The organism is Haloferax mucosum ATCC BAA-1512, assembly GCF_000337815.1.
GTDB classification, from domain to species: Archaea; Halobacteriota; Halobacteria; order Halobacteriales; family Haloferacaceae; genus Haloferax; species Haloferax mucosum.
Window position 1 is genome coordinate 38,394 of sequence record NZ_AOLN01000006.1, and the last position, 21,475, is coordinate 59,868.

19 protein-coding genes are annotated in these 21,475 nt (G+C 60.6%); 10 read left to right on the top strand and 9 right to left on the bottom strand.

Going from position 1 to position 21,475, the window contains the following annotated elements; translation table 11 throughout:
• The 3 genes from C440_RS03185 to trpG are packed head-to-tail and all read left to right on the top strand — an operon-like array spanning nt 1 to nt 2,899.
• Nucleotides 1–672, top strand: coding sequence for a phosphoribosylanthranilate isomerase (locus tag C440_RS03185; protein WP_008318204.1), 672 nt, complete (start codon nt 1–3; stop codon nt 670–672).
• A complete protein-coding gene (gene trpE / locus C440_RS03190) occupies nt 669–2,288 on the top strand; it encodes an anthranilate synthase component I (protein WP_008318206.1) in 1,620 nt (539 codons plus the stop codon). The genes C440_RS03185 and trpE overlap by 4 nt, the downstream gene beginning before the upstream one ends.
• A complete protein-coding gene (gene trpG, locus C440_RS03195) occupies nt 2,285–2,899 on the top strand; it encodes an anthranilate synthase component II (RefSeq protein WP_008318208.1) in 615 nt (204 codons plus the stop codon). The genes trpE and trpG overlap by 4 nt, the downstream gene beginning before the upstream one ends.
• 106 nt (nt 2,900–3,005) lie before the next feature.
• Here the strand turns inward: trpG and C440_RS03200 are convergent, their stop codons facing one another.
• A complete protein-coding gene (locus C440_RS03200) occupies nt 3,006–3,218 on the bottom strand; it encodes a hypothetical protein (RefSeq protein ID WP_008318210.1) in 213 nt (70 codons plus the stop codon).
• 537 nt (nt 3,219–3,755) lie between these two features.
• Here C440_RS03200 and C440_RS03205 point away from each other — a divergent pair.
• Nucleotides 3,756–6,863: an adenosylcobalamin-dependent ribonucleoside-diphosphate reductase gene (locus C440_RS03205; RefSeq protein WP_008318211.1), complete on the top strand. Its 3,108-nt coding sequence runs from the start codon at nt 3,756–3,758 to the stop codon at nt 6,861–6,863.
• Between the two features lie 672 nt (nt 6,864–7,535).
• On the opposite strand, the gene C440_RS03210 is transcribed toward C440_RS03205, so the two are convergent.
• Nucleotides 7,536–10,250, bottom strand: coding sequence for a BGTF surface domain-containing protein (locus tag C440_RS03210; RefSeq protein WP_008318212.1), 2,715 nt, complete (start codon nt 10,248–10,250; stop codon nt 7,536–7,538).
• Between the two features lie 701 nt (nt 10,251–10,951).
• Here C440_RS03210 and C440_RS03215 point away from each other — a divergent pair.
• The 3 genes from C440_RS03215 (at nt 10,952) to C440_RS03225 (ending at nt 12,442) form a co-directional block, all read left to right on the top strand.
• On the top strand, nt 10,952–11,386 hold the full coding sequence (locus tag C440_RS03215) for a type IV pilin (protein WP_008318213.1): 435 nt from the start codon (nt 10,952–10,954) through the stop codon (nt 11,384–11,386).
• Nucleotides 11,386–11,859, top strand: a complete 474-nt coding sequence (locus C440_RS03220) for a type IV pilin (RefSeq protein ID WP_008318214.1) — start codon at nt 11,386–11,388, stop codon at nt 11,857–11,859. Before C440_RS03215 ends, C440_RS03220 begins: the two co-directional genes overlap by 1 nt.
• A gap of 103 nt (nt 11,860–11,962) precedes the next feature.
• Entirely contained in the window at nt 11,963–12,442 is a 480-nt protein-coding gene (locus C440_RS03225; protein WP_008318215.1) for a type IV pilin, read from the top strand.
• Nucleotides 12,443–12,490: 48 nt separating this feature from the next.
• On the opposite strand, the gene C440_RS03230 is transcribed toward C440_RS03225, so the two are convergent.
• The 4 genes from C440_RS03230 to C440_RS03245 form a co-directional block, all read right to left on the bottom strand.
• A complete protein-coding gene (locus C440_RS03230; protein ID WP_008318216.1) occupies nt 12,491–12,679 on the bottom strand; it encodes a hypothetical protein in 189 nt (62 codons plus the stop codon).
• A 47-nt stretch (nt 12,680–12,726) separates the two neighbouring features.
• A complete protein-coding gene (locus C440_RS03235; protein WP_008318217.1) occupies nt 12,727–13,293 on the bottom strand; it encodes a DUF1684 domain-containing protein in 567 nt (188 codons plus the stop codon).
• A gap of 48 nt (nt 13,294–13,341) precedes the next feature.
• Nucleotides 13,342–14,325: an aldo/keto reductase gene (locus tag C440_RS03240; protein ID WP_008318218.1), complete on the bottom strand. Its 984-nt coding sequence runs from the start codon at nt 14,323–14,325 to the stop codon at nt 13,342–13,344.
• Nucleotides 14,326–14,510: 185 nt separating this feature from the next.
• Nucleotides 14,511–14,807 (bottom strand): hypothetical protein, encoded by a 297-nt coding sequence (locus C440_RS03245; RefSeq protein ID WP_008318219.1) that lies wholly within the window; start codon nt 14,805–14,807, stop codon nt 14,511–14,513.
• Between the two features lie 477 nt (nt 14,808–15,284).
• On the opposite strand from C440_RS03245, the gene C440_RS03250 reads away from it, so the two are divergent.
• Nucleotides 15,285–15,566, top strand: coding sequence for a hypothetical protein (locus C440_RS03250; RefSeq protein ID WP_008318220.1), 282 nt, complete (start codon nt 15,285–15,287; stop codon nt 15,564–15,566).
• A 3-nt stretch (nt 15,567–15,569) separates the two neighbouring features.
• On the opposite strand, the gene C440_RS03255 is transcribed toward C440_RS03250, so the two are convergent.
• Nucleotides 15,570–16,505, bottom strand: a complete 936-nt coding sequence (locus C440_RS03255) for a DMT family transporter (RefSeq protein WP_008318221.1) — start codon at nt 16,503–16,505, stop codon at nt 15,570–15,572.
• A 277-nt stretch (nt 16,506–16,782) separates the two neighbouring features.
• Between C440_RS03255 and C440_RS03260 the strand changes: the two genes are divergently transcribed.
• A complete protein-coding gene (locus C440_RS03260) occupies nt 16,783–17,415 on the top strand; it encodes a ribonuclease H family protein (RefSeq protein ID WP_008318222.1) in 633 nt (210 codons plus the stop codon).
• Nucleotides 17,416–17,421: 6 nt separating this feature from the next.
• Here the strand turns inward: C440_RS03260 and C440_RS03265 are convergent, their stop codons facing one another.
• Nucleotides 17,422–18,198, bottom strand: coding sequence for a sulfite exporter TauE/SafE family protein (locus C440_RS03265; protein WP_008318223.1), 777 nt, complete (start codon nt 18,196–18,198; stop codon nt 17,422–17,424).
• Nucleotides 18,199–18,317: 119 nt separating this feature from the next.
• Between C440_RS03265 and C440_RS03270 the strand changes: the two genes are divergently transcribed.
• Nucleotides 18,318–19,004: a hypothetical protein gene (locus C440_RS03270; RefSeq protein ID WP_008318224.1), complete on the top strand. Its 687-nt coding sequence runs from the start codon at nt 18,318–18,320 to the stop codon at nt 19,002–19,004.
• A gap of 110 nt (nt 19,005–19,114) precedes the next feature.
• On the opposite strand, the gene C440_RS03275 is transcribed toward C440_RS03270, so the two are convergent.
• Nucleotides 19,115–21,370, bottom strand: coding sequence for an NADP-dependent malic enzyme (locus tag C440_RS03275; protein WP_008318226.1), 2,256 nt, complete (start codon nt 21,368–21,370; stop codon nt 19,115–19,117).
• Nucleotides 21,371–21,475: the final 105 nt, after the last annotated feature.

The window sequence follows — 21,475 nt, forward strand, 5'->3', positions numbered from 1 at the left end:
ATGGTCCGCGTGAAAGTGTGCGGCGTCACCCGTGAATCGGACCTCGAAGCCGTTGCCGCCGCGGGCGCGGACGCAATCGGCGCTATCTGTGACGTCCCAGTCGAGACACCCCGGGAAGTTACCCCCGACCGCGCCCGCGAACTGTTCGACGTCGCACCGCCGTTCCTCTCGACGACTCTCGTCACGATGCCAACGTCGGTCGAACAGGCGCGCGACCTCGTCCGCGACGTACAACCCGACGTGCTCCAACTCCACGCTGACTTCTCGGCCGACGAACTCGCCGCGGTCCGCGCCGAGGGCGTTCGGGCCGTTCCCGTCGTCGAAGCGACCAACGTCGAACGTGCACGCGCGCTCGCCCCCGCCGTGGACGCCATTCTCGTAGACACGCCCTCCGAGTCGGGTGCCGGCGGAACCGGGCAGACACACGACTGGGACGCTTCTCGGACGCTCGCGGCGGCCGTCGACGTGCCAGTGGTACTCGCCGGAGGCTTGACCCCGGCGAACGTCGCCGCGGCGGTTCGAACAGTCGAACCGTACGGCGTCGATGTCGCAAGCGGCGTCGAAGCGGCCGGCGGGGTCAAAGACCACGACGCGGTTCGCGCGTTCGTCGCCGAAGCGACGACCGCACACGAGAGTCCCGAGGACCACGACGAACACGAGGTGGTCGCGTGACGCGCCCCGAGACCTCGCGCGACGAGTTCGTCGAACTTGTCACCGACGCCACCGACCGAAGCACGTCGGCCCAGCGGTCCCGTGTCGGTGACGGTGCCGAACCAGTGGTGACACACCTCAGTTCAGCGCTCGACGTAGCTGTAGACCCGCTTGCCGCGTACACCGCGCTCGCCGACCGAAGCGACTACGGCTTTCTCTTGGAGAGCGCCGAGAAGGTCTCTTCGAGCGACCCGCAGGGCGCGTTTTCGTCGCAGACGACGACCGCGGACTCCCACGCACGCTTTTCGTTCGTCGGCTACGACCCCGAGGCAGTCGTGACGGTCGGCCCGGACGGCGTCTCGGTTTCCGACCTCGGTGGTCCCGCGTCCGAGTTCGTCACGGAACCCGACGGCGACGTGCTCGACTCCCTCCGCGGCGCACTCCCCGACCTGCCGCGCGTCAACTTCCCCGAAACCGACCGCCAGACGCTCACCGGCGGACTGGTCGGATTCCTCGCCTACGAGGCCGTCTACGACCTCTGGTTGGACGAAGTCGGCCGCGAACGCCCTGACACGGACGACCCGGACGCCGAGTTCGTACTCACGACGCGAACGCTCGCGTTCGACCACCGCGACGGAACCGTCCGACTGGTCTGTACGCCCGTCGTCCGCCCCGAAGACGACCCTGGAGTAGTCTACGATTCGGTCGTCGCGGAGGCCGAGCGGGTCGCAGAAACGCTGTCCGCCGCTGACGAGCCATCGCCCGGCGGGTTCGAGCGAACCGGCGAGGAGGCCGGGTCGCGCGAATCGTACGAGGCCGCAGTTCGGAAAGCCAAAGAGCACGTCCGCGACGGCGACATCTACCAGGGTGTTCTCTCTCGAACCCGAACACTCCGCGGACAGGTTGACCCCGTCGGCCTGTACGCCTCACTCCGCGATGTTAACCCGTCGCCGTACATGTTCCTGCTCAGACACGGCAACCGGCACGTCATCGGTGCCAGCCCCGAAACACTCGTCTCTGTCCGCGGCGACCGCGTCGCCGTCAACCCCATCGCGGGGACGTGCCGGCGCGGAAGCGGCCCGGTCGAAGACCGCCGACTCGCCGGTGAACTCCTCGCAGACTCGAAAGAACGCGCCGAACACACCATGCTGGTTGACCTCGGTCGCAACGACGTTCGGCGGGTCTCGCAACCCGGGAGCGTTCGCGTCGATGACTTCATGAGCATCATCAAATACAGCCACGTCCAGCACATCGAATCGACCGTCACGGGGACGCTCGACGCCGACGCGGATTCGTTCGACGCTACGCGCGCGACATTCCCCGCAGGAACCCTCACCGGCGCACCGAAAGTTCGTGCGATGGAGATAATCGACGACCTCGAAGACGAACCGCGCGGCGTCTACGGCGGCGGCGTCGGCTACTACTCGTGGACCGGCGACGCAGACATGGCAATCGTCATCCGGACCGCGACGGTCGAATCCGACGGCACCGAAGACGTGGTCACGGTCCGAGCCGGTGCGGGTATCGTCGCCGATTCCGACCCCGCATCAGAGTACGACGAGACCGAACAGAAGATGGGCGGCGTGCTCGACGCGATTCGTCGCATCGAGTACGAACCCACGGCGGTGCGGCGATGACGCGTCTCGTCATCGTCGATAACTTCGACTCGTTCACGTACAATCTCGTCGAGTACTTCTCAGAACAGACTGTCGGCGGCGGCCCGCTCGACATCGAAGTCAGGAAGAACACCGCGTCACTGGACGAAATCCGCGCGCTCGACCCCGACGCCATCGTCATCTCGCCGGGACCGGGCCATCCGGAAAACGACCGTGACATCGGCGTGACGAATGACGTTCTCACCGAACTGTCGCCGGAAACCCCGACGCTCGGCGTCTGTCTCGGTCTCGAAGCCGCGGTGTACGCTTACGGTGGGACCATCGGCCACGCGCCGGAGCCAACCCACGGGAAAGCCTTTCCCGTTGCCCACGACGGGGCCGGAGTCTTTTCGGGACTCGACGACGAGTTCCCAGCCGGTCGGTACCACTCGCTCGTCGCAACCGAGGTTCCCGACTGCTTTTCGGTGTCGGCGACGACCGACCACGACGGCGAATCGCTCGTCATGGGCGTTCGACACCGTGAGTACCCTATCGAGTGCGTCCAGTTCCACCCCGAGAGCGTGCTCACCGGGTCGGGACACGGCGTCGTCAGAAACTTTCTTTCGGCGGTCGCCGGGTTCGACGTGGCGTGAGGTGATCACGGTCACGGTGGTTCGGCCCGCGAATATCGCCGAACGCTAAACTCACATCATCGAACGCTAACTCGCCCGAAACTCGCCGAGAGAGACACGCCGGTTTTCAGAGCACGTTGATGCCGAAAAACGAGAGCAACAGCAACGCACCGACGATAATTGCGGCAATCGTGACGAGTCGCCACGCGACTTTCAGTACGAGACGACCCACGAGAACGACGACGGCAATCGCCACAAGTACCAGCAGAATTTGGCCGAGTTGCCCGGACAGAAGCCCGCCGAGCTGGAGCGGTGTAACCGCGAGTGGGGAAAGTACCATACACCGATATGACACCGGTGGGAAGAATAAGCTTGTGGGGGGATGTTCCAACCAGTGTGGAGTGCCGACTATCCGGGGTGAAACGAACGATTTCAGCGTCATCTAAATCGGTCGTAACCACAACATACGAATTCTGATAGTTTTGTGGGTTCCGACGTTCGTGTGTTGCTTTATATTTGACGGTGCAACACGAGAAACATCACCATGCGACTGCTTCGAGCGCTGTTCATCCCCCCTCACATTCTACTGGATATCACGGCCACGTCTTGCGATTTTTCCGAATAGAATTCTACTTTCACTCCGCTCTGGCTACCGTTATGTGACCCGCCTTCGTTTTAGGAAGATGTGCACTTCGGGTCGGGCACTGCACTCGAATACATTTGAACTAAATGTGATATATTCGGGCCTGAAACGCGCCTGAGACCGAAGCCTTAACCGACCACATCACACACACCAACACCGTTACCAATGAGCGGAATTACCGGACATTATCGACGCAACCTCACCCGAACACGCCACGGGTGGGAGGGACAGTAAATGAGCGACGCAGAACTCTCTACGGACGAACTCGTTCTGCCGGTCAAGCGAACCGAAGGCGACACGCTCGCCGAGCGGATGACTGGCAACGCGTACAACAATATTCTCCCCGCGCGGTACCTGCGTAAGGACGCCGACGGCGAACTCGTCGAGACGCAGGAGGACCTCTTCCCCCGCGTCGCAAAGAATATCGCTCTCGCGGAGGCCGTCTTCGAGGCCGAAAAACGCGGCATCGAGATTACCGTCACGCCGGACCTCATCAAGCCCGGCCACCCCCGCCGCGACGAACTCGCCGAAGAAGTCTTTGGAAAGGGTACGACCGCAGACGACGCGGACGCAGAGACGACGCTTTCTGTCTACAACGTCAACAAGTTCGCCTACGACACGCTCGTTCCCGAACTCCCAGAGGGGATTCGCACGGCCGTCGTCGAGAAACGAGAGACGTTCCAGGACATGATGGAACAGCTCTCCTTTATGCCGAACTCGCCGACCCTGATGAACGCTGGCGACGAACTCCAGCAACTCTCGGCGTGTTTCGTCGATTCTCCCGGCGACGACATCACTGACATCCACCAGACGGCGAAGGAGGCCGCAGAGGTCTTCCAGTCCGGCGGTGGCATGGGTTACGCATTCTGGAAGCTTCGCCCCTACGGTGACGCAGTCGGCTCGACCGGCGGTATCGCCTCCGGGCCAATCACGTTCATGCGGACGTTCGACCAGATGTGTGAGACCATCGCACAGGGCGGCGCGCGCCGCGGTGCGCAGATGGGCGTTATGCGCGTCAGCCACCCCGACGTCATCCAGTTCCTCCACGCGAAGAACAAGGACGTTTCGCTGGCGCACACGCTCCGTCTCAACGACCCCGACGACTTCACGCACACCAAGTTCGCCGACGCGCTCGAAGAGGCGCGCGAACTCATCGACGAGGACGGTCGCGTCCCCAAGCACCTCCGTAATGCCGTCGAAGGCCACCTCTCGAACTTCAACATCTCGGTCGGTATCACCGACGACTTCATGGAGGCGCTCTACAACGACGAGGAGTTCATCTTCACGAACCCCCGCACCGAAGAGCCGCACATCGCGTCGCCGCAGACCAAGGAAATCTACGACCTGTTCGGTCTCGGCGAGTACGTCGAAGTCGGCGAAATCCTGTCTGTTCCCGCCGCCAAACTCTGGGACCAGATTATCGACGGCGCGTGGGAGAACGGCGAACCCGGCGTCGTCTACCTCGAACGCGCGAACAAACAGCACTCCTTCGACGTCGAGAAACACCCCGACCACCGCATCCTCGCAACGAATCCGTGTGGCGAACAGCCGCTCGAAGAGTACGAGGCGTGTAACCTCGGTCACATCAACCTCTCGACGCTCGTCGACATGGACGCGCCCGACTGGCGCGTCTGGTACGACCGCCACGGCGACGAGTACGACGATATCTCGGACGCAATCGACGCCTTCCTCGAAGACGCTATCGACTGGGACGCGTTCGACCACCGTATCGAAAACGGCACGCGCTTCCTCGAAAACGTCGTCACGATGTCGGACTTCCCGGTCGAAAAGATCGAACAGAAGGTCCGCGAACTCCGGAAGATCGGCCTCGGCATCATGGGTCTCGCACAGCTCTACATCCAGCTCGGCGTCCGCTACGGCTCCGACGAGGGTAACGAGATGGCGCGCCAGCTCATGACCCACATCAACCACCAGTCCAAGTGGGCCTCGCACGAACTCGCCGAAGAACGCGGCTCGTTCGAGGCGTGGGACGACTCCAAGTACGCGAACCCGACCGAGTACCGCGAGTGGTTCGAACACCACACCGGCGAGTCCGCCGACGACTGGGAAGACGGCTTCCCCATCCGCAACCACAACACGACGACCATCGCGCCGACGGGCACCACCTCGATGGTGTCGAACACCACCGGTGGCTGTGAGCCAATTTACAACGTCGCCTACTACAAGAACGTCTCCGACGACGTGCAGGGCGACGAGATGCTCGTCGAGTTCGACGACTACTTCCTCCGTGTGCTGGAGTCCAACGACATCGACGTCGAGGAAGTCAAACTCGAAGCACAAGAGCAGATGGCCGCAAACGAGTTCGACGGCGTCGAAGGTCTCTCGACGGTTCCGGACGCTATCGGCGAACTGTTCGTCGTCACGTCCGACCTCACCGGTCTCGAACACGCAGGCGTCCAGTGCGCCCTCCAGAAGGGCGTTGACTCCGCCATCTCGAAGACCTGTAACTTCCCGAACTCCGCCAGCAAGGCGGACATGGACGAGGTCTACCGCTACATCTACGACCACGGGGGTAAGGGCGTCACCGTCTACCGTGACGGCACCCGTTCGAAGCAGGTCCTCACCACGCGCGCGAAGAACACTGAGTTCTCCGACGACGAAGAAGCCGCTGAGGCAATCGTCTCGCAGATTCGAGATGTCTTCGGCGACGTGGATGCCTTCCTCGAATCCGAGGAAGCCTCCGACCTGATTGGCGACGAACTCGAACTCGCCTTCGCCGACTCGCCCAGCGAAGTCGGTAAGAAGCGCCCCCGACCGGACGTGCTCTACGGCGTCACCCAGCGCATCGACACCGGCTACGGGAAGCTCTACGTCAACATCAACGAAGACGAAGAGGGCGAACCGTTCGAACTGTTCGCCAACATCGGCAACTCCGGCGGCTTCACCGCCTCCTTTACCGAGGCGCTCGCAAAGACCGTCTCCACCGCGCTCCGCTCGGGTGTTGACCCGGAAGAGATTGCGGACGAACTGAAGGGTATCCGTAGTCCGAAGGTCGCTTGGGACAAAGGCGAGCAGATCAACTCCATCCCGGACGCTATGGGCACCGCGATGCGCCGGTATCTCGACGGCGATATCGACAAGGGCTACCCACAGCAGAAGAACCTGACCGAAGTCGAAGCCGAGACCGCGGTCGCCGAAGACACCAATACCGATACCGACGGTGGTGTCGCCGTTGACAAAGGCTCCGACGAGAACTCGGATGCCGTTGCCGACCTCCTTGCGGCGGGCGAAAGCCCCGAGTGCCCTGAGTGTGGAGAGATGGACCTCTACTACTCTGAGGGCTGTAAGACCTGTCAGAACTGCGGCTGGTCCGAGTGCTGACGGCACGCTAATCGCGTATTGACCGACCGCGGGACGCGCTCCCGCTTTTCCGCTCTCATCTTCTATTATAACAACACCCTGCAGTTACTGCGACGTATCTCGACTTCCGAGGACGTTGTAGCGATTAGTCGAGGAGACTCGACGGACTGTCAGCGAGGAGTGCGAATCGACGCTTCCGATGGCTTCGGAAACGACAGACACGACTGAACAATTTTGAACGCAGTGGACACCGAGACCGTCCCTCAGTAGTCACACCCCCAGCGAAGGTGAGGACTCTCCAGCGTCCAGCCTCCAGCCGGAGGTGCCACCCAGTAAGCACCTCAGTTTCGTATCTCCTGTGGCATACAGAGCGGCTAACGCTGTAGGGGAACTGTGCCCTTCACCGATTATTCGGCCGTATCACGGTCTCCAGAACCGCCTTCGGCGATCCGATATTCGGGTCGTTTTGAGACGACGATAACCAGTTGTGTTCGTCGTTTCAGTGGGATACCACTCAGAATAGCATCTGCTATCCAGGCGCGCGTGCTGTCGATGTGGCTGATTGCGCGTAGCGACGCTACCGAGTCAGTAATCACAGACTTGGTTGCGGCACCAGCGAGCGCTGTCGCTCCCTGTCAAGCGTCGAAAGAAAGGAAAAAGGCCGGGAAGGGTCCCGGTGGTTAGTTAGTGGAGTTAGTCGCGACGGACTGCGAGGAGCGCAGCGGCGACGAGAGCGACGAGAGCGACAACAACGCCGAATCCAGGCGTGGAGCCCGTGGTGGTCTCCTCCGTGGTGTTCGACGTAGTCGTCGTGGTCTCGGTCGTCGTGGTCTCAGTCGTCGTTGGCTCTTCAGTCGTCGTGGTGTCCGTTCCGTTGTCCTCAGTCGTCGTGGTCTCCGTCTGGACCTCTTCGAGGACGTTGCCGTCGACCGTCTCGTCAGGTGCGACGCCGCCGTCGGCGGTCACTTCGAACGTGTCACCGACGCTCTGTTCCGAGAAGTCGAAGCTGGCGGAGAACGTACCGTCTTCCTGCACGTAGACCGTGGCGGTCTTGAGGAATTTCGGCTGCGTGTCGCCAGAGGACTCGGCCTTGAGCGTAACTTCCGTACCGGGCGCGACGTTGGAGGAACCAGAGATAACCTGGTCCTCAGCGTTCGTCACGTTGACCTCGTCGTTGTCGGAGACATCGAACGTATGCTCGGCTTCGACGTGGCTGTAGGAATTCACTGCCGACGAGTTATCGTCAACGAGTGCGAGACTGCTCTGGACTTCCTTTTTCTCGACCATCTTGAACTCGACGTTGTACTCGTCGTCGTCTTCGACGTCAACGTTGTTCGCCGAGGTTCGCTCACTGTTGGTGAGCACACCGTTGTCGTTGGAGTCACGGTATGCTTCGATGTCGTTGGAGTCGAACACGACGAAGTACGTGTTGTTGTCGCCATCAGCAACGACAGATGCGTTGTTAGCGACGTCGAGGATCTTGGGGTCGCGGTTCGGTCCAGGGTTGGACTGGTTGACGGTCAGGCGGTAGGAGTCACCGAATCCGTTACCGGAGTCGAAGAAGTTCGGCGTCTCGTCGTCCTGGGCACCGACAGTACCTTCGAGACCAGCGGCCTCGATCTGGACAATAACCTTGTCCTCGTAGGCAATCTTCTGGTCCTGCGTCAGGTTCGAGTTGTCGAGTGCGTCGTTGACTTCTTCGAGGTCCGTGAGGGGCTCGTTAGACGGAGCCGTCCACGTTTGGACGTTCGTGACGCCAGCCTCGTTGAGGGTGAGCTGAGCGACGTTCTCTGCGTCCGAAGGCGAGTCGCCCGTGCGGACCTCAAGGTCGTAGGTACCCGTGTCGATGAGTTCGCTGGTGCTGACGGTGACTTCCGTCGTGCCGTCGTTACCAGAGAGGATGTCGTCGTCGCTATCCTCAACATCGAAGACGTTGTTCTGCGGGTTGTTCGTTACCGTGGACTTGGAACTGTCCCAGAGGAGAGTGACCGTACCGTCGTCGTTACCGTCTTCGACGGTGACGTTTGCGGCGTAACCCTGGTCAGGGGTACCGACAGAAACCGTTGCGATGTCGGTGTTTTCGAGCGTGACCGGGATGGCGACGACGTCGCCGCGGTCATCCTCGATGACGGAGTTGTTGAAGTCCGTCTTACCTTCGCCAGCCTTGGTCACGGTGATGGTGTCGGACTCGACGGTGACACCGGATGCGGTGTCAACAACTTCGACAGTGTAGTCGCCGACGTCGAGGTCGAGCGATTCAGTGTCGAATTCGAAGTCGTATTCACCCTGACCGCTGAGTTCTGCGGAGACAGAGTCTTCTTCGTCACCGTCGTCGTCGAGGAGGTTAACGTCGATTTCACGGTTGCCTGCGCGTGCAGAGGCCGTGCCCTCGATGATGTCTTCGTTGGTGACGTTCAGGTCTTCAAGCGCAACGGAGAGGTTGAGGTTGAGGACCTTGACCTTGCTGTCGTCGTCAGAAGCGATGGTGACGTTGTAGCGCTCACCGACGGCACGCTTCTGGGTGTCGAACGTGAAGACCTCGGAGGTCTGACCGGTGGAACCCGAGAACGAGTAACCTTCGTTGTCGTCCTGTCCTTCGTCGGATTCGACTTCGACAGGCGTGTTGAGGTCACCGTTCGTCAGAGCGACGATTTCGCCCTTGTAGGCGTCGGTGACGCCCGAGCCACTCTCGGTGATGGTGACGGTTGCGACGGAAACAGTCGCGTTGTTGTCGTCGTCGAGACCGTCGCCGATTTCGGTGCTGGAGGTGTCTTCGACACCTTCGAGGTTGACAACGATGTCACCAGTGTAGAGGTCGGTCGTCTGAACGACAACCTGACCGGGGTTCGGCTGGTTCGTGGACGAGACGACAGCACCCGTGACTTTCTCGTCGTCCTGGTAGACTTCGATGTTGCTCAGGGTAGAGTCGTCCATCTCCTCGGTGAAGGAGAGCTCAAGAACGTCGTCTCCGTTCGCGTCCGTGTAGTGGACGGCGGATTCGAGTTCAGGAGCTTCGTTGTCGTCGATGGTGAGCGAGGAGCCAGCCATCGTCGTCGCTTCGGACGAAGCCGTGATGTTGGTCACGACACCGACGTCGTAGTTACCGCCAGCGACGCCGCTGACGTCAACTTCCTCTTCGAGATTGGTGGCGCCACCGAGGGACGTATTTTCTGTAGACGGTTCGCTCGAATCGAATGCGTCGTTGCCGTTGACGTCAAGGAACGCGGTAGCGTTACCTTCGTCGCCAGCAAGCGTCGCGGAGACAGTTGCCGTGTCGCCAGACACAGAACCGCTCACACTGGACGCATCTGCAGCAGCACTACCCGTAAACGCGATGGACCCGGCGAAGACCGAGAAGACCATCAGCGCAGCGAGGAGTACCGCGCGGATTTGCTTATTGCGTGTCATTGTTGATTTGATGGGTGTTGCAGTCGGGGACATCGTTTTCGTCAGTCCTCGGACGGAACCAAGCCGGGCAGAACCCGGGCCGAGGCGAGGTACTCACGAATGTCTCCATGGGCAGGGGTACAGTTTCACCTGTTGGGCGTTCCCGGTAAATACTTTGTGTGATTGAAGCGTTTTAGAAACGTTAGCATTCGTGTAATACAGCCGCCGAACTCGGCATATGGTCCACAAAGCATTTGTAGCGTTACAGATGAGTATCTAGTGCGTGCGCACGCCACCTTGGGTAGGAACGGCGTCCCCGGTTCTCCGGGGGCGTTTTCGTTCTCGAAGTAACTAACCCCTGAGCCACTGCTGTCGGATAATGATATGTGCTTCTTTCGCGCGTGACGCACGCGTAGGCCACCGCGTTGTGTTAATGGAAGACCGGCGAATAGAGAACCCGAACAAACGTGTCAAAAATTTATTAGAGGCCGTAACGGTGTATCTACACTCTACTCTTAAATAGCATATAAACAGTATATTAAGTGCCTAAACTGAGCTGGAAATACCACATTAATTTGTCACGTACATTTAAGTTACCCCGGGGATACCAGTCGGGTGGACACACCGTGACGGGTGCCGGGCAGGGAGCTGGCTGAAACGCGCACCAGCACTGCGCGCCAGCCTAGTTCGGCGGCAACACCGTCCGGGTGTCGGACACAAGTATGCAACTCAAACATCTCTTCACGGAAGACCGTGCAGTCAGCCCAGTCATCGGGGTCATCCTGATGGTTGCGATTACCGTTATCCTCGCGGCCGTCATCGGAACCTTCGTCCTCGGACTCGGTGACCAGGTGAGCGAAACGGCACCGCAAGCGAGTTTTGCGTTCGATTACGATGGCAGTGAATTGACTATCACCCACGAAAGTGGCGAACAGATCGACGGGGGTCTTGTCACTGTCACTGGAGATGTCAACGTCTCCGATCCGAATAATAAGTGGTCCGACCTCGGTGCGAGCCAAATATCGGCGGGAGAGTCTGTAATCATCCAAAGTTCGGGTGATGACGCGTTCACTGAAGGCGAGACTGTCCGTGTTGTTTGGACCTCCGAAAGCGGCAGTACGTCGTCCACGCTCCAGAAGTGGACCTACAGCGGATAATGAACTTCAAGCAACTCCTCGCTGACGACGACGCGGTTTCCCCCGTTATCGGGGTCATCCTGATGGTTGCGATTACCGTCATCCTCGCCGCCGTCATCGGCACGTTCGTCCTCGGTCTCGGCGACCAAGTCGGCAACACCGCACCCCAGGCGAGTTTCACCTTCGACTACGAAGATGGCTCACCGAACGACAACCTAACTGTCACCCACGAAAGTGGAACCGCTATCGACGGTGAACGTCTCAACCTCAGTTCGACGACGGACTTCGATTTCATCACGTCGGGCACGCCCGATGGAACGACAAACGACTCGAAGACGTTCGCCGCCATGGGAGTCTCCGGAGATGTGACGGCAGGAACGTCTGTGCAGGTCGGAGACAACGACTTCGATAGCGCAACCTTCCGTATCGTCTGGACCTCCGAAAGTGGCAGTAACTCCGCCACCTTGCAGAAGTGGTCCGGACCCGACGCCTAACGACGAATCAATCTTCACGCAATTGTTTTCTTTGGACGTCAGAATTCCCGGTAGCTTTAGGTCCAGTCAAACTGAACATTCATTGGAGCTGACATTCATACCAATGAGATTCAAACAGTTACTCACGGACGACGACGCAGTCTCGCCGGTCATCGGAGTCATTCTGATGGTCGCAATCACAGTTATCCTCGCCGCTGTTATCGGGACGTTTGTGCTCGGTCTCGGACAGCAAACGGCAACGGCACCCCAGGCGAGTTTCAGTTTCGATTACAATCAGAGTGGTGACGACTTCCTCAACATCACCCACGAAAGCGGCGACCAGATTAACTCTGATCGACTCAACGTTACGGCGGGCGTCAAAATCTACGGTACCGCGGAAGCTGACGCTAGCAACGCCGCCGAAACCCGAACGTGGACCGCTCTGAACGGCGGGTCGGAAGTCGATGTGAAAGCAGGCACGTCACTCACAATCAAGCCTGAAAGTGGGAGTTCGCTCCACAATCAGGTCGTTCGCATCGTTTGGAATTCCGAGTCCGGTGAGAATTCCGCGACGCTCCGGAAATGGAGCGGTCCAAAGGCGTAACTCACCGAAGGCTGTTTTTTAAGCGGTGCTAAGAAAAGCGGGTCGAGTCTAGACCGGGCGTCCGCCTTCGGACGTCCCGACCATCCACGTTCCGAGCGTGAGCGCGAGCGCTCCGGGGATGAGTGCGTAGGTCAACGACGGTTCGCTACCCGGGAGCGACCCCGGCATCATGCCGACCGTCCCGATAATCATCAGCACCAACCCGACCATGGCCTTGCGCGAACTGAGCAGTCCCATATCTACCGCTCCGGAAGCGTTCGATATGGAACTTGCGCTTTCGATTGCTACGCGGATTCGTACGTTTGTTCACCTGCGGGGATGACTACGTCGAGCCAGTTTTCTTCCGGCGGTAACGGACAGTCGAACGTGTCCGTAAACGCACAGAACGGGTTGTACGCGAGGTTGAAATCGACGACGACGTCGTCCAATTCGTCGAGCGACGCGTCGGGCGTGAGTTCCATGTAGCGACCGCCGTTGTACGTCTGTTGTCCGGTCGTCTTGTCACGGAACGGAACGAAAAGCGTCTGCGAATCGTCGTGTTCCTGCCGGTACGCACCGAGTTCGAGATCGGTCCCGCGCAGTTCGAAGTGGAACGTCGCAACGCGGAGATACCGAACTTCACGGCCCGTCGAAGTGTCCATCACGACCGGTTCGGGGTCGTCGTGGGTCTCGACCGAGGCGGTCACGCGGTAGTCCGGGTCCGGGTCGAAATAGTCCAGCCCGTCGAACGAGTCTCGCTCTGCCGGCGGAATCGGCGACTGCGGGTGGGTGTCGAAAAAGTCGTCTTTTTCCGCCCGTTTCTCCCGGAGTTCGGCGACGTATGTCTCGGGGTCGAACGCGTCGTCGGTCATGGCCGAAGATATCCGCCGGCGACACCTACACCTGACGGTTCGACGTGTTCACTGGGAACGGTGCCGTTTGGCGGCCGAAATGCGTTCGAACTGGTCGTCGGTGAGGTCGATATCGGCCGCGACGATGTCCTCTTTGAGCTGGGCAACCGTCCGCGCGCCGATGATCGGTGCGGTGACTTGCGGGTGGTGTCTGAGCCACGCGAGACTCACCTGTGCGGGTGACGCATCGACTTCGGCCGCGACGGTCTCGATGACGTCGAGCGTGTCGAAGTTCGTGGGAGTGAGATACGAGTCGGCGAAGTGCTGGTCGTTTGCGGCACGGGAGTCCTCGGGCGGGCGTTCGTTGCGCGTGTACTTTCCGGTGAGGAACCCGCCGGCCAGCGGCGACCACGGAATGATGCCGAGGTCGTAGTCGGCGCACATATCGAGGTAGTTTCCTTCGATTTCGCGGTTGACCGCGTTGTACCGGGGTTGTGCGAGCCGGAAGGGTTCGTAGCCGCGTTTGTCTGCGAGTTCGTTGGCTTTGACGACCTTCCACGCGTTGGGTTCGAGCGTTGACGTGCCGAGATAGTTCACTTTCCCGTCGCGGACGAACCCATCGAGCGTTCGCATGAACTCCTCGACGGGCGTGTCGTCGTCCCAGCGGTGGATATACAGGAGGTCCACGTAATCAGTGCCGAGTCGGTCGAGAATGAGGTCGATTTGGCGACGGAGGTGCTTCCGGTTGAGTCCCCGACCGTTCGCGTCCTCGCGGGTCGGCCAGAAAATCTTCGACGCGATGACGAAGTCCTCTCGGTCACGGTCAGAAAGCCAGTCACCGATGAACGTCTCGCTCGCTCCGTCGCCGTACATATCTGCGGTATCGATGAAATTCCCACCGGCGGCGGCGTACGCATCGAGAAGTTCGTGTGCTCGTTCGGCTCCGACCTCGACGAAACCACCGTCATTCTGCCGACCGAACCGCCACGTTCCGAAGGCGATCTCGGAAACTTTCGTTCCGGTCCGTCCCAGTGGAACCATCTCCAGCGACATACAAAATTCGACGACCGGACCAGTGGTAAAGGCCCTCGATTTACCGATCACTCATATAATCTATTGTCTCGCACGCAGGCGAAGGAGAAAAGAGAGGGAGGGAAAGAAGAAATACCGATAGCAACCGAGACCGGAATCGAGGAGGGGCTGTAACGGATGTGGAGGGCAGGACACCGCAATCGACTCTACGAGCGCGCGTAGTCGTGGCCGATGACGAGCGCGACCACGTTCAGTGTGACGAGCGCGACGAAGACGGTCAGTTCGTTTCCGGAGAGGTTCGCAGACAGCGTCACTGTCTCGGAGAGTCCACCGACCAACAGCGGAAGGTAGAGAAACGGCAGTGCGACTGCGGCCCAGAAGCCGACAAATCTGACTGGTGCGGTAACGAGGCGAAGCCCGGTACTGAGTTGCTGTTCGTCCGTGACCTTCTCTCGGAGCTGAGAGAGGCGTTCACGTGGGACCGTAGATGAGGAGTTCGACATTTGGGGGACACCTACACCTACTGTATAGATACGAGGGGTCATAATTACACACGAGAATTCGATTCGTTTCATCCTCATTTACCTGTTACAATCTGCTAAACGTGAACGTTTATTATCTTCTCAAAAACCGTTTAACACTTTAAAACATCTTTTAACTCTTTTATTCATGATAACAATCTGAATTATTAGAACGTCACGAAACCCTGACTACCCCGTGTCACTGTGGTACTTATCTGCCATGAATCACGGCCGAGCTGAGCGTCGGTACCGTCGATACACTCGGCAAGTTGTATCGGGCACGGTGCCAGGCATGCGACGACAGATTTGGTGAACTGGGGTGCAAACCAAGGGAAATCGAAGCGGGTCTGTCTCCAGCAAATCGCAGACCAACTTGCGAGACCTCGCTTGCTCGTCTGTAGACGTCGTAGACGTTGGTCGTTCCGTAGGGATTTATTCGCCGACAACGACTGTCGAACGATGCCCGATCTCAATCGCGTCGCAAAGCGCATGTACAACATCCATCCGAACAGCATGCATCTCGTCGTCGGCGAGGAACTCGAAGGAGCGTTCACACTGGAGAGCGCCGAGTTCTTCCAGACGGAGTTTCAAGCAGAGGGAAAACGAGACGGCGACGACGCAACGTATCGGTTTGCAACGACCGAGGACAACGAACGCGTCATCGTTGGACGGCAACCCTCGGGAGAAAACGGATGGACGATGGTCGGCGAAGTCGTCTCAGTCGAGCGAATCGACGACTAACGGTCAGTCGGACGTCGAAACCTCGTTGCCGAAGCGATACCGGAGTTCGTCCTGAATCGCCCGGCGTTTCAACAGTACGAAGCCGACGAAGATGAGAGCGAATCCAATCGCCGTGGTTGCATTCGGGACCTCTTGGAGAAACACCCACCCAGACAGCGCCGCGAAAATGGGCGCGATATACGAGACGAGGTTGATCTCGATGGGGCCGAGTCGCTCCAGCAGGTCGAAGTAGATGAGAAACCCGAGTGCACTCGCCGCGAGCGACAGATACGCGAGCGCGGCGACCGACTCCAGATTGATGCTCACCGCCGCGAACGACTCGTTGAGTCCGGCGGAAAGGACGTGCATCAGTACTGCACCACCGAGCATCGACCACGCCTCCATGGTCTCTATCGGCATCTCGGAATCCACGCGGCGGGTGAGAACCGAACCGAGTGCGAACGCCGCCGCCGCACCGAAGATGAGAAGTTTTGCGACGGTTCCGCCGGCGAGCAGGTTACTCGGGTCGAGTTCGGAGAGCACCGCGACCCCGACGAGTCCGAGGAGAAGTCCGGCCACGCCGAGCGGTGTCAGACGCTCGCTCGGAAGCAACAAGCGGGCGAATCCGGTCGTCAAAACCGGGCTGAGACTCACGAGCACGGCCGCGGCGGCGCTCGTGACGGCCGGGTCGGTTTCGCCGATAAACAAGAGCGCGTGATAGCTTGCGATGAGAAAGACCGCCCCGATGGCGATTTCTGTCCACTCCGCTCGGCCACCCGGGATGGGAGAATCAGTCGCGTAAACCGCGTACACGAGCATTATCACGCCCGCAACGTCGTATCGGAGCGCGGCAAAGAGAACCGGCGGAAAGTGCGCCAATCCGGCCTTGATTGCCATGAACGCGGAACCCCAAACGGCGGCGAGAACGACGAATAGCCCGAGGTTGCGATACCGTGTCACAGCGGTGGTGCGCTCGCCGGGAGCCTGAACGTTTCGTTACGGGGCTGTTTCGCCGGAGTCGCCACGGGGTGCGGCGCGTCACCGACGGCCGGGCGTCGCGTCTCACACGGACTCTCGAAGTGGTCGTCTGTGGGACCGAGTTCGACGGTATTCCTGAGATACAGCGCCGCGACCCGGCCACATCTTTACTTCTCTATATATTGTTCCATAATACCATAGTGCCGTCCCCACGCTAACACGGGGTACGCTTATTAACTCCCATCGCCGAACGTCTTGTATGGCCGTGACCGGCCGTCCTAACCTCAGGGACTTGTTCGACGAGTCGCCGACGCCCCACATCGCACACCCACCGCGGACGCACCAACGTCACTTCTACGTCGCAACCGACGGGTCGTACCGTCCGAACGGTGGCGGTCTCGGTGTCGTTATAGAGACCCGCGACGGCGAGCGCGTCGCCCGTATCGCACTCTCAGATATCGCTCCGGACAACAATGTCTCGGAGTATCGAGCGCTCCATCTCGGACTGGACGTGCTCGCACACCGAGCACCACCGGGGTCCCGCGTCGGAGTGTTGGTTGACCACGACGAGTTGGCGGCGAACGTCAACAACGCGGTTCTCGCTGGTGACCACCCCGATTGGAAGTCGCCGAAGCGCATCATCGTCCCCGCCGGAAGCGAACACCACTGGCGCGGGATTCAAGCGCGCATCGCCGGCTTCGAAGAACTTCGTGCCGCCCGAATCGACAGCCGGGAGAACCCCGCACACCCGCTTGCGAACGCACCGGACGAGTACGAGCACGTCAACAGACAGCCGAACCGCTGTGTGATTCCCGAGCCACCCGAGTTCGAAACGGAAGCCGACGCGAGCTACCTTCCGCCGTCCCGGTTCGAAGGTCGAGCGAGCGACTGAGCGCCGTCAGAACCCTGCTCCCCGGCTCACCAGTCGGAGACCGATAAGCGTGAGCAATCCCATCGTCCCCGCTTTTTGATACCGACTCGGAATCCGGGGTCGAACTCTGCGGCCGACGCTCACACCGACGAGTCCCGGTATCGCGGCGACCGCGGACAACAACAGGACCTCGTTGCTTTCGAACAACCCGAGTGTCGCGGCTACGACGACGCGAACGACCGAGATGCCGAGGAAAATCATCGCCGTGACACCAACGAACGTCGATCGGTCTAGTCCGAGACTTCGCAGGTACGCGATTACTTGCATGCCGACGTTGCTCGCGCCGAAGACGAGACCGGAGACGAGTCCTAGTCCCGCTTTCATCGCCGTCCCGTCCGTGAAACACCACGCTCGGAGGCGGGCTTCTCCCGGTACGGCAACCAACGACTGGGAGAACATGACGTAACCGAGAACGAAACCGCCGAGTGCCAGCGTCAACGGCTCGGTCGGGACCACCGAGAGGAGTTGCATCCCCACGAGAGTTCCGACGAGCGCCGCGCCCACGTACGGCCAGAAGCGACGGACGCAGGCCGACAGACTCTCGCGGTCGAGTTCGCGCACGAGCGCGGCGTTCCCCGCGAGTATCGGGAGTATCATCACGACGACCGCGGTCTGTGGTCCCACCGTCGCGGCGAGAAGCGCCGTTCCGACGACGGCGAACCCGAACCCGTTGACGCCGGTGACGAATCCGCCGAACGCGACGACACCGAACAGAACCGCACCGGTGGCGAGTGTGACCTCCATGCGACGGGCCTCGCAGGCAGGGCGCTTCAAGATACGTCACGCGTGCGTTTTCGATGCACCGACGTGTCTCTCGTCCCGCCGTCAAAAAGTTGACAACGAGGTGCCGCCACAGCCACGATATGGACGCGACAGGTGTCGTCGAATCGGCTGACCCACGGAGACACGGGCTGTCGCCGCTCGGCGCGACACTCAGATGTCGGGTGCGACGACTCACCGTCAGCAGTCTCCTCGTCGCGGTCGTCGTTTTCGCCGTTGTCCGCGACCCCAGTACCCTGTCGCCGACCGCGGGAATCCGAACTGACGCCCTCGCTGTGCAGTCGCCGGTGTTCCTCGTCCGCCTCGAACTGACCGCTCTCGCGGGTGCCCTCGGCGGCGGCGCGCACCTCGTCTTGCTAACCGGCCGCGACGCCGCGGTCACGCTCCGCGCGGCCGCCAGACACCTCGTCGCGGCGGCGGTGGCGTTCGCTATCTGTGGCGCGCTGACGTGGCTCGCCGCCCCGAGCGTGGGCGGCGTTCTCACCAGCGCCGGATGGGTCACTTTCGGGTCTCCGCGGGCGGTTCTCGAATTCGAACTGTTCTTCCCGGTCGTGGTCGGTCTCGGAGCGGCTACCGCACCCCTCCTTGTCGGGTTCGGTCGGGCCGGCGCGCTTCCGAATCGCCTCGGCGAACGAACCAAAGGGGTGGCGCTCTTGTTCACGGTGGCTTTCGCCGCGTTCTTCTCGCCACCGGACCCGGCGACGTTCGCACTCTACGCGATGCCGCCACTGACCGGTCTCGCAGTCGCTATCGCGTGGACCGAGTTTTGATACGAATCCCCTAACTTGGCGCACTCTGGCGGTGGAAAAATCCCACCGCCTCGCTCCGGTCACCCTCACCGCAAAAACCTGGACTAAAAAAGGTCCTCTCCGCTCGGGACCTATTCCTGCTGTGCGTCTACGACCGCAGTCGCCGCGAGGTTGACGATATCTTTCACTTCATCGCCGCGCTGGAGGACGTGGACGGGTTTGTCCATGCCGACGAGCATCGGGCCGATGGCCTCCGCACCGCCGAGGCGTTGGAGCAGTTTGTAGCCGATGTTCCCCGCTTCGAGATTCGGGAAGATGAGGACGTTTGCCGGGTCGTCGAGTTCGGCGAAGTCGTAGGTGCCTTCGAGAATATCCTCGACGAGGGCGGTGTCTGCCTGCATCTCACCGTCAACGGGGAAGTCAACGTCGGGGTCGTTCTGGAGTATGTCGGCCGCGGCGCGGGGCTTTGCGGTTCCCTCGTTGCGGACGCTCCCGAAGTTGGAATACGAGAGAAGGGCGGCGCGAGGCTCGACGTTGAACCGCCGAGCCAACTCGGCCGTGTGCTTCGTGATTTCCGCGAGAACCTCCTCGTCGGGGTCGAGGTTGACTGTCGTATCGGCACAGAAGACGACGCGGTTCTTGAACGTCATCATGTAGACGCCAGCCGCGTAGTTCGCGTCTTCGGCCGTACCGATGACTTGGAGCGGCGGGCGAAGTCCGCCGGGGTAGTGGTGGGTCAGCCCCGTGAGCATCGCGTCGGCGTCACCGATTTCGACCATGATGCTGGCGAAGTAGTTCGAATCGCGCCGGATGAGTTCGCTCGCCTCGGATTCGGTGATTCCCTTGCGCTTTCTGAGCTCGTACAGGCGATCGACGTAGTGGTCCCACTCGCCGTCGCGCGGGTTGGCGATAGTTGGGTCGAAGTCGAGACCGAGTTCTTCGGCCTTGCGAAGGATGCTGGTGGTGTTTCCGACGAGAATTGGTTCGGCGATGCCTTCCTCCTGCATCTGGTAGGCGGCGCGAATCATCTTCTCGTTCGACCCCTCGGCGAGCGCGACACGCTTGGGGTCGGATTTCGCCTTGTTGAGGACGACGCGCATCATCTCGCGCGATTTGCCGAGGCGCGCTTCGAGACGCTCGCGGTACTCGTTCATGTCGAGGCGCTCGCGGGCCGCACCGGAGGTCATCGCCGCCTGTGCGACCGCCGGTGCGACTTCGAACAGCACGCGGGGGTCGAGAGGTTTGGGGATGAGGTAGTCGGGACCGAATTGGAGCGGGTGGTCGCCGTAGGCTTTGACGACCGCGTCGGGCACGTCCTGTCGGGCGAGTTCCGCGAGGGCTTCGGCGGCGGCACGTTTCATCGCCTCGTTGATTTCGGTCGCGCGCACGTCGAGCGCGCCGCGGAAGATAAACGGGAAGCCGAGCACGTTGTTCACCTGATTCGGATAGTCAGAGCGCCCGGTCGCCATGATGACGGTGTCGTCGCGGGCGTCTTTGGCGTCCTCGTAGGTGATTTCGGGGTCCGGGTTGGCCATCGCAAAGATGATGGGATTGTCAGCCATCGACCGGACCATCTCCTGACTCACGATACCACCGACAGACAGCCCGACGAACACGTCCGCTCCCGCCATCGCGTCTTCGAGCGACCCGTCATCGACGGGTTGGGCGAACTCGGCTTTGTACGTGTTGACGTCGCCCGCTTCGACGCGCGACTGGGTGATGATACCCGACGAGTCGCACATCGTGATGTTTTCTTTCTTCGCGCCGAGCGAGACGTAGAATCGCGCCGTTGCGAGCGCAGACGCGCCCGCACCGGAAAAGACGATTTCGAGGTCGTCGAGGTCCTTTTTGACGATGTCGGCGGCGTTGAGAAGCGCCGCACCGGAGATAATCGCGGTCCCGTGTTGGTCGTCGTGGAACACGGGAATATCCATCTGCTCGCGGAGTTGGTGCTCGATTTCGAAGCACTCGGGAGCTTTGATATCTTCGAGGTTGATACCGCCGAACGTCGGCTCCATCGCCTTCGTCGCGGCGACGAACTCGTCTACGTCGGTGATGTCGAGTTCGACGTCGAACACGTCGATATCGGCGAAGCGTTTGAACAGTACGCCCTTACCCTCCATGACCGGTTTCGACGCCTGCGCCCCGATGTCACCGAGACCGAGCACAGCCGTCCCGTTGGAGACGACGCCCACGAGGTTGCCCTTGGCGGTGTACTCGTACGCCGCGTCGTCGTCTTCGTCGATGTCGAGACACGGTGCCGCTACGCCGGGCGAGTATGCGAGACTCAGGTCGCGTTGTGTGTTCGTCGGCTTCGTCGTCGCTATCTCGATTTTGCCCGGCGGGTCCCGCCGGTGATATTCTCGTGAGTCGTCGTCTAATCCCATGATTCACACCTCCTCGTCCGGGGGCAAAAAACTATCCAACGCCGTCGAACTCAATATTCGACAGTAGTCGAATCGTCGGCTGACGGCGGCGAGGTGGTGACGCCG

Coding starts and splice junctions, on each gene's coding strand:
- C440_RS03230 (WP_008318216.1), bottom strand. CDS start 12,679: ATGGGACTGCTCAGTTCGCGCAAGGCCATGGTCGGGTTGGTGCTGATG.
- C440_RS03220 (WP_008318214.1), top strand. CDS start 11,386: ATGAACTTCAAGCAACTCCTCGCTGACGACGACGCGGTTTCCCCCGTT.
- C440_RS03210 (WP_008318212.1), bottom strand. CDS start 10,250: ATGACACGCAATAAGCAAATCCGCGCGGTACTCCTCGCTGCGCTGATG.
- C440_RS03205 (WP_008318211.1), top strand. CDS start 3,756: ATGAGCGACGCAGAACTCTCTACGGACGAACTCGTTCTGCCGGTCAAG.
- C440_RS03200 (WP_008318210.1), bottom strand. CDS start 3,218: ATGGTACTTTCCCCACTCGCGGTTACACCGCTCCAGCTCGGCGGGCTT.
- C440_RS03225 (WP_008318215.1), top strand. CDS start 11,963: ATGAGATTCAAACAGTTACTCACGGACGACGACGCAGTCTCGCCGGTC.
- C440_RS03235 (WP_008318217.1), bottom strand. CDS start 13,293: ATGACCGACGACGCGTTCGACCCCGAGACATACGTCGCCGAACTCCGG.
- C440_RS03250 (WP_008318220.1), top strand. CDS start 15,285: ATGCCCGATCTCAATCGCGTCGCAAAGCGCATGTACAACATCCATCCG.
- C440_RS03215 (WP_008318213.1), top strand. CDS start 10,952: ATGCAACTCAAACATCTCTTCACGGAAGACCGTGCAGTCAGCCCAGTC.
- C440_RS03270 (WP_008318224.1), top strand. CDS start 18,318: ATGGACGCGACAGGTGTCGTCGAATCGGCTGACCCACGGAGACACGGG.
- C440_RS03265 (WP_008318223.1), bottom strand. CDS start 18,198: ATGGAGGTCACACTCGCCACCGGTGCGGTTCTGTTCGGTGTCGTCGCG.
- C440_RS03245 (WP_008318219.1), bottom strand. CDS start 14,807: ATGTCGAACTCCTCATCTACGGTCCCACGTGAACGCCTCTCTCAGCTC.
- C440_RS03275 (WP_008318226.1), bottom strand. CDS start 21,370: ATGGGATTAGACGACGACTCACGAGAATATCACCGGCGGGACCCGCCG.
- trpG (WP_008318208.1), top strand. CDS start 2,285: ATGACGCGTCTCGTCATCGTCGATAACTTCGACTCGTTCACGTACAAT.
- C440_RS03240 (WP_008318218.1), bottom strand. CDS start 14,325: ATGTCGCTGGAGATGGTTCCACTGGGACGGACCGGAACGAAAGTTTCC.
- C440_RS03185 (WP_008318204.1), top strand. CDS start 1: ATGGTCCGCGTGAAAGTGTGCGGCGTCACCCGTGAATCGGACCTCGAA.
- C440_RS03260 (WP_008318222.1), top strand. CDS start 16,783: ATGGCCGTGACCGGCCGTCCTAACCTCAGGGACTTGTTCGACGAGTCG.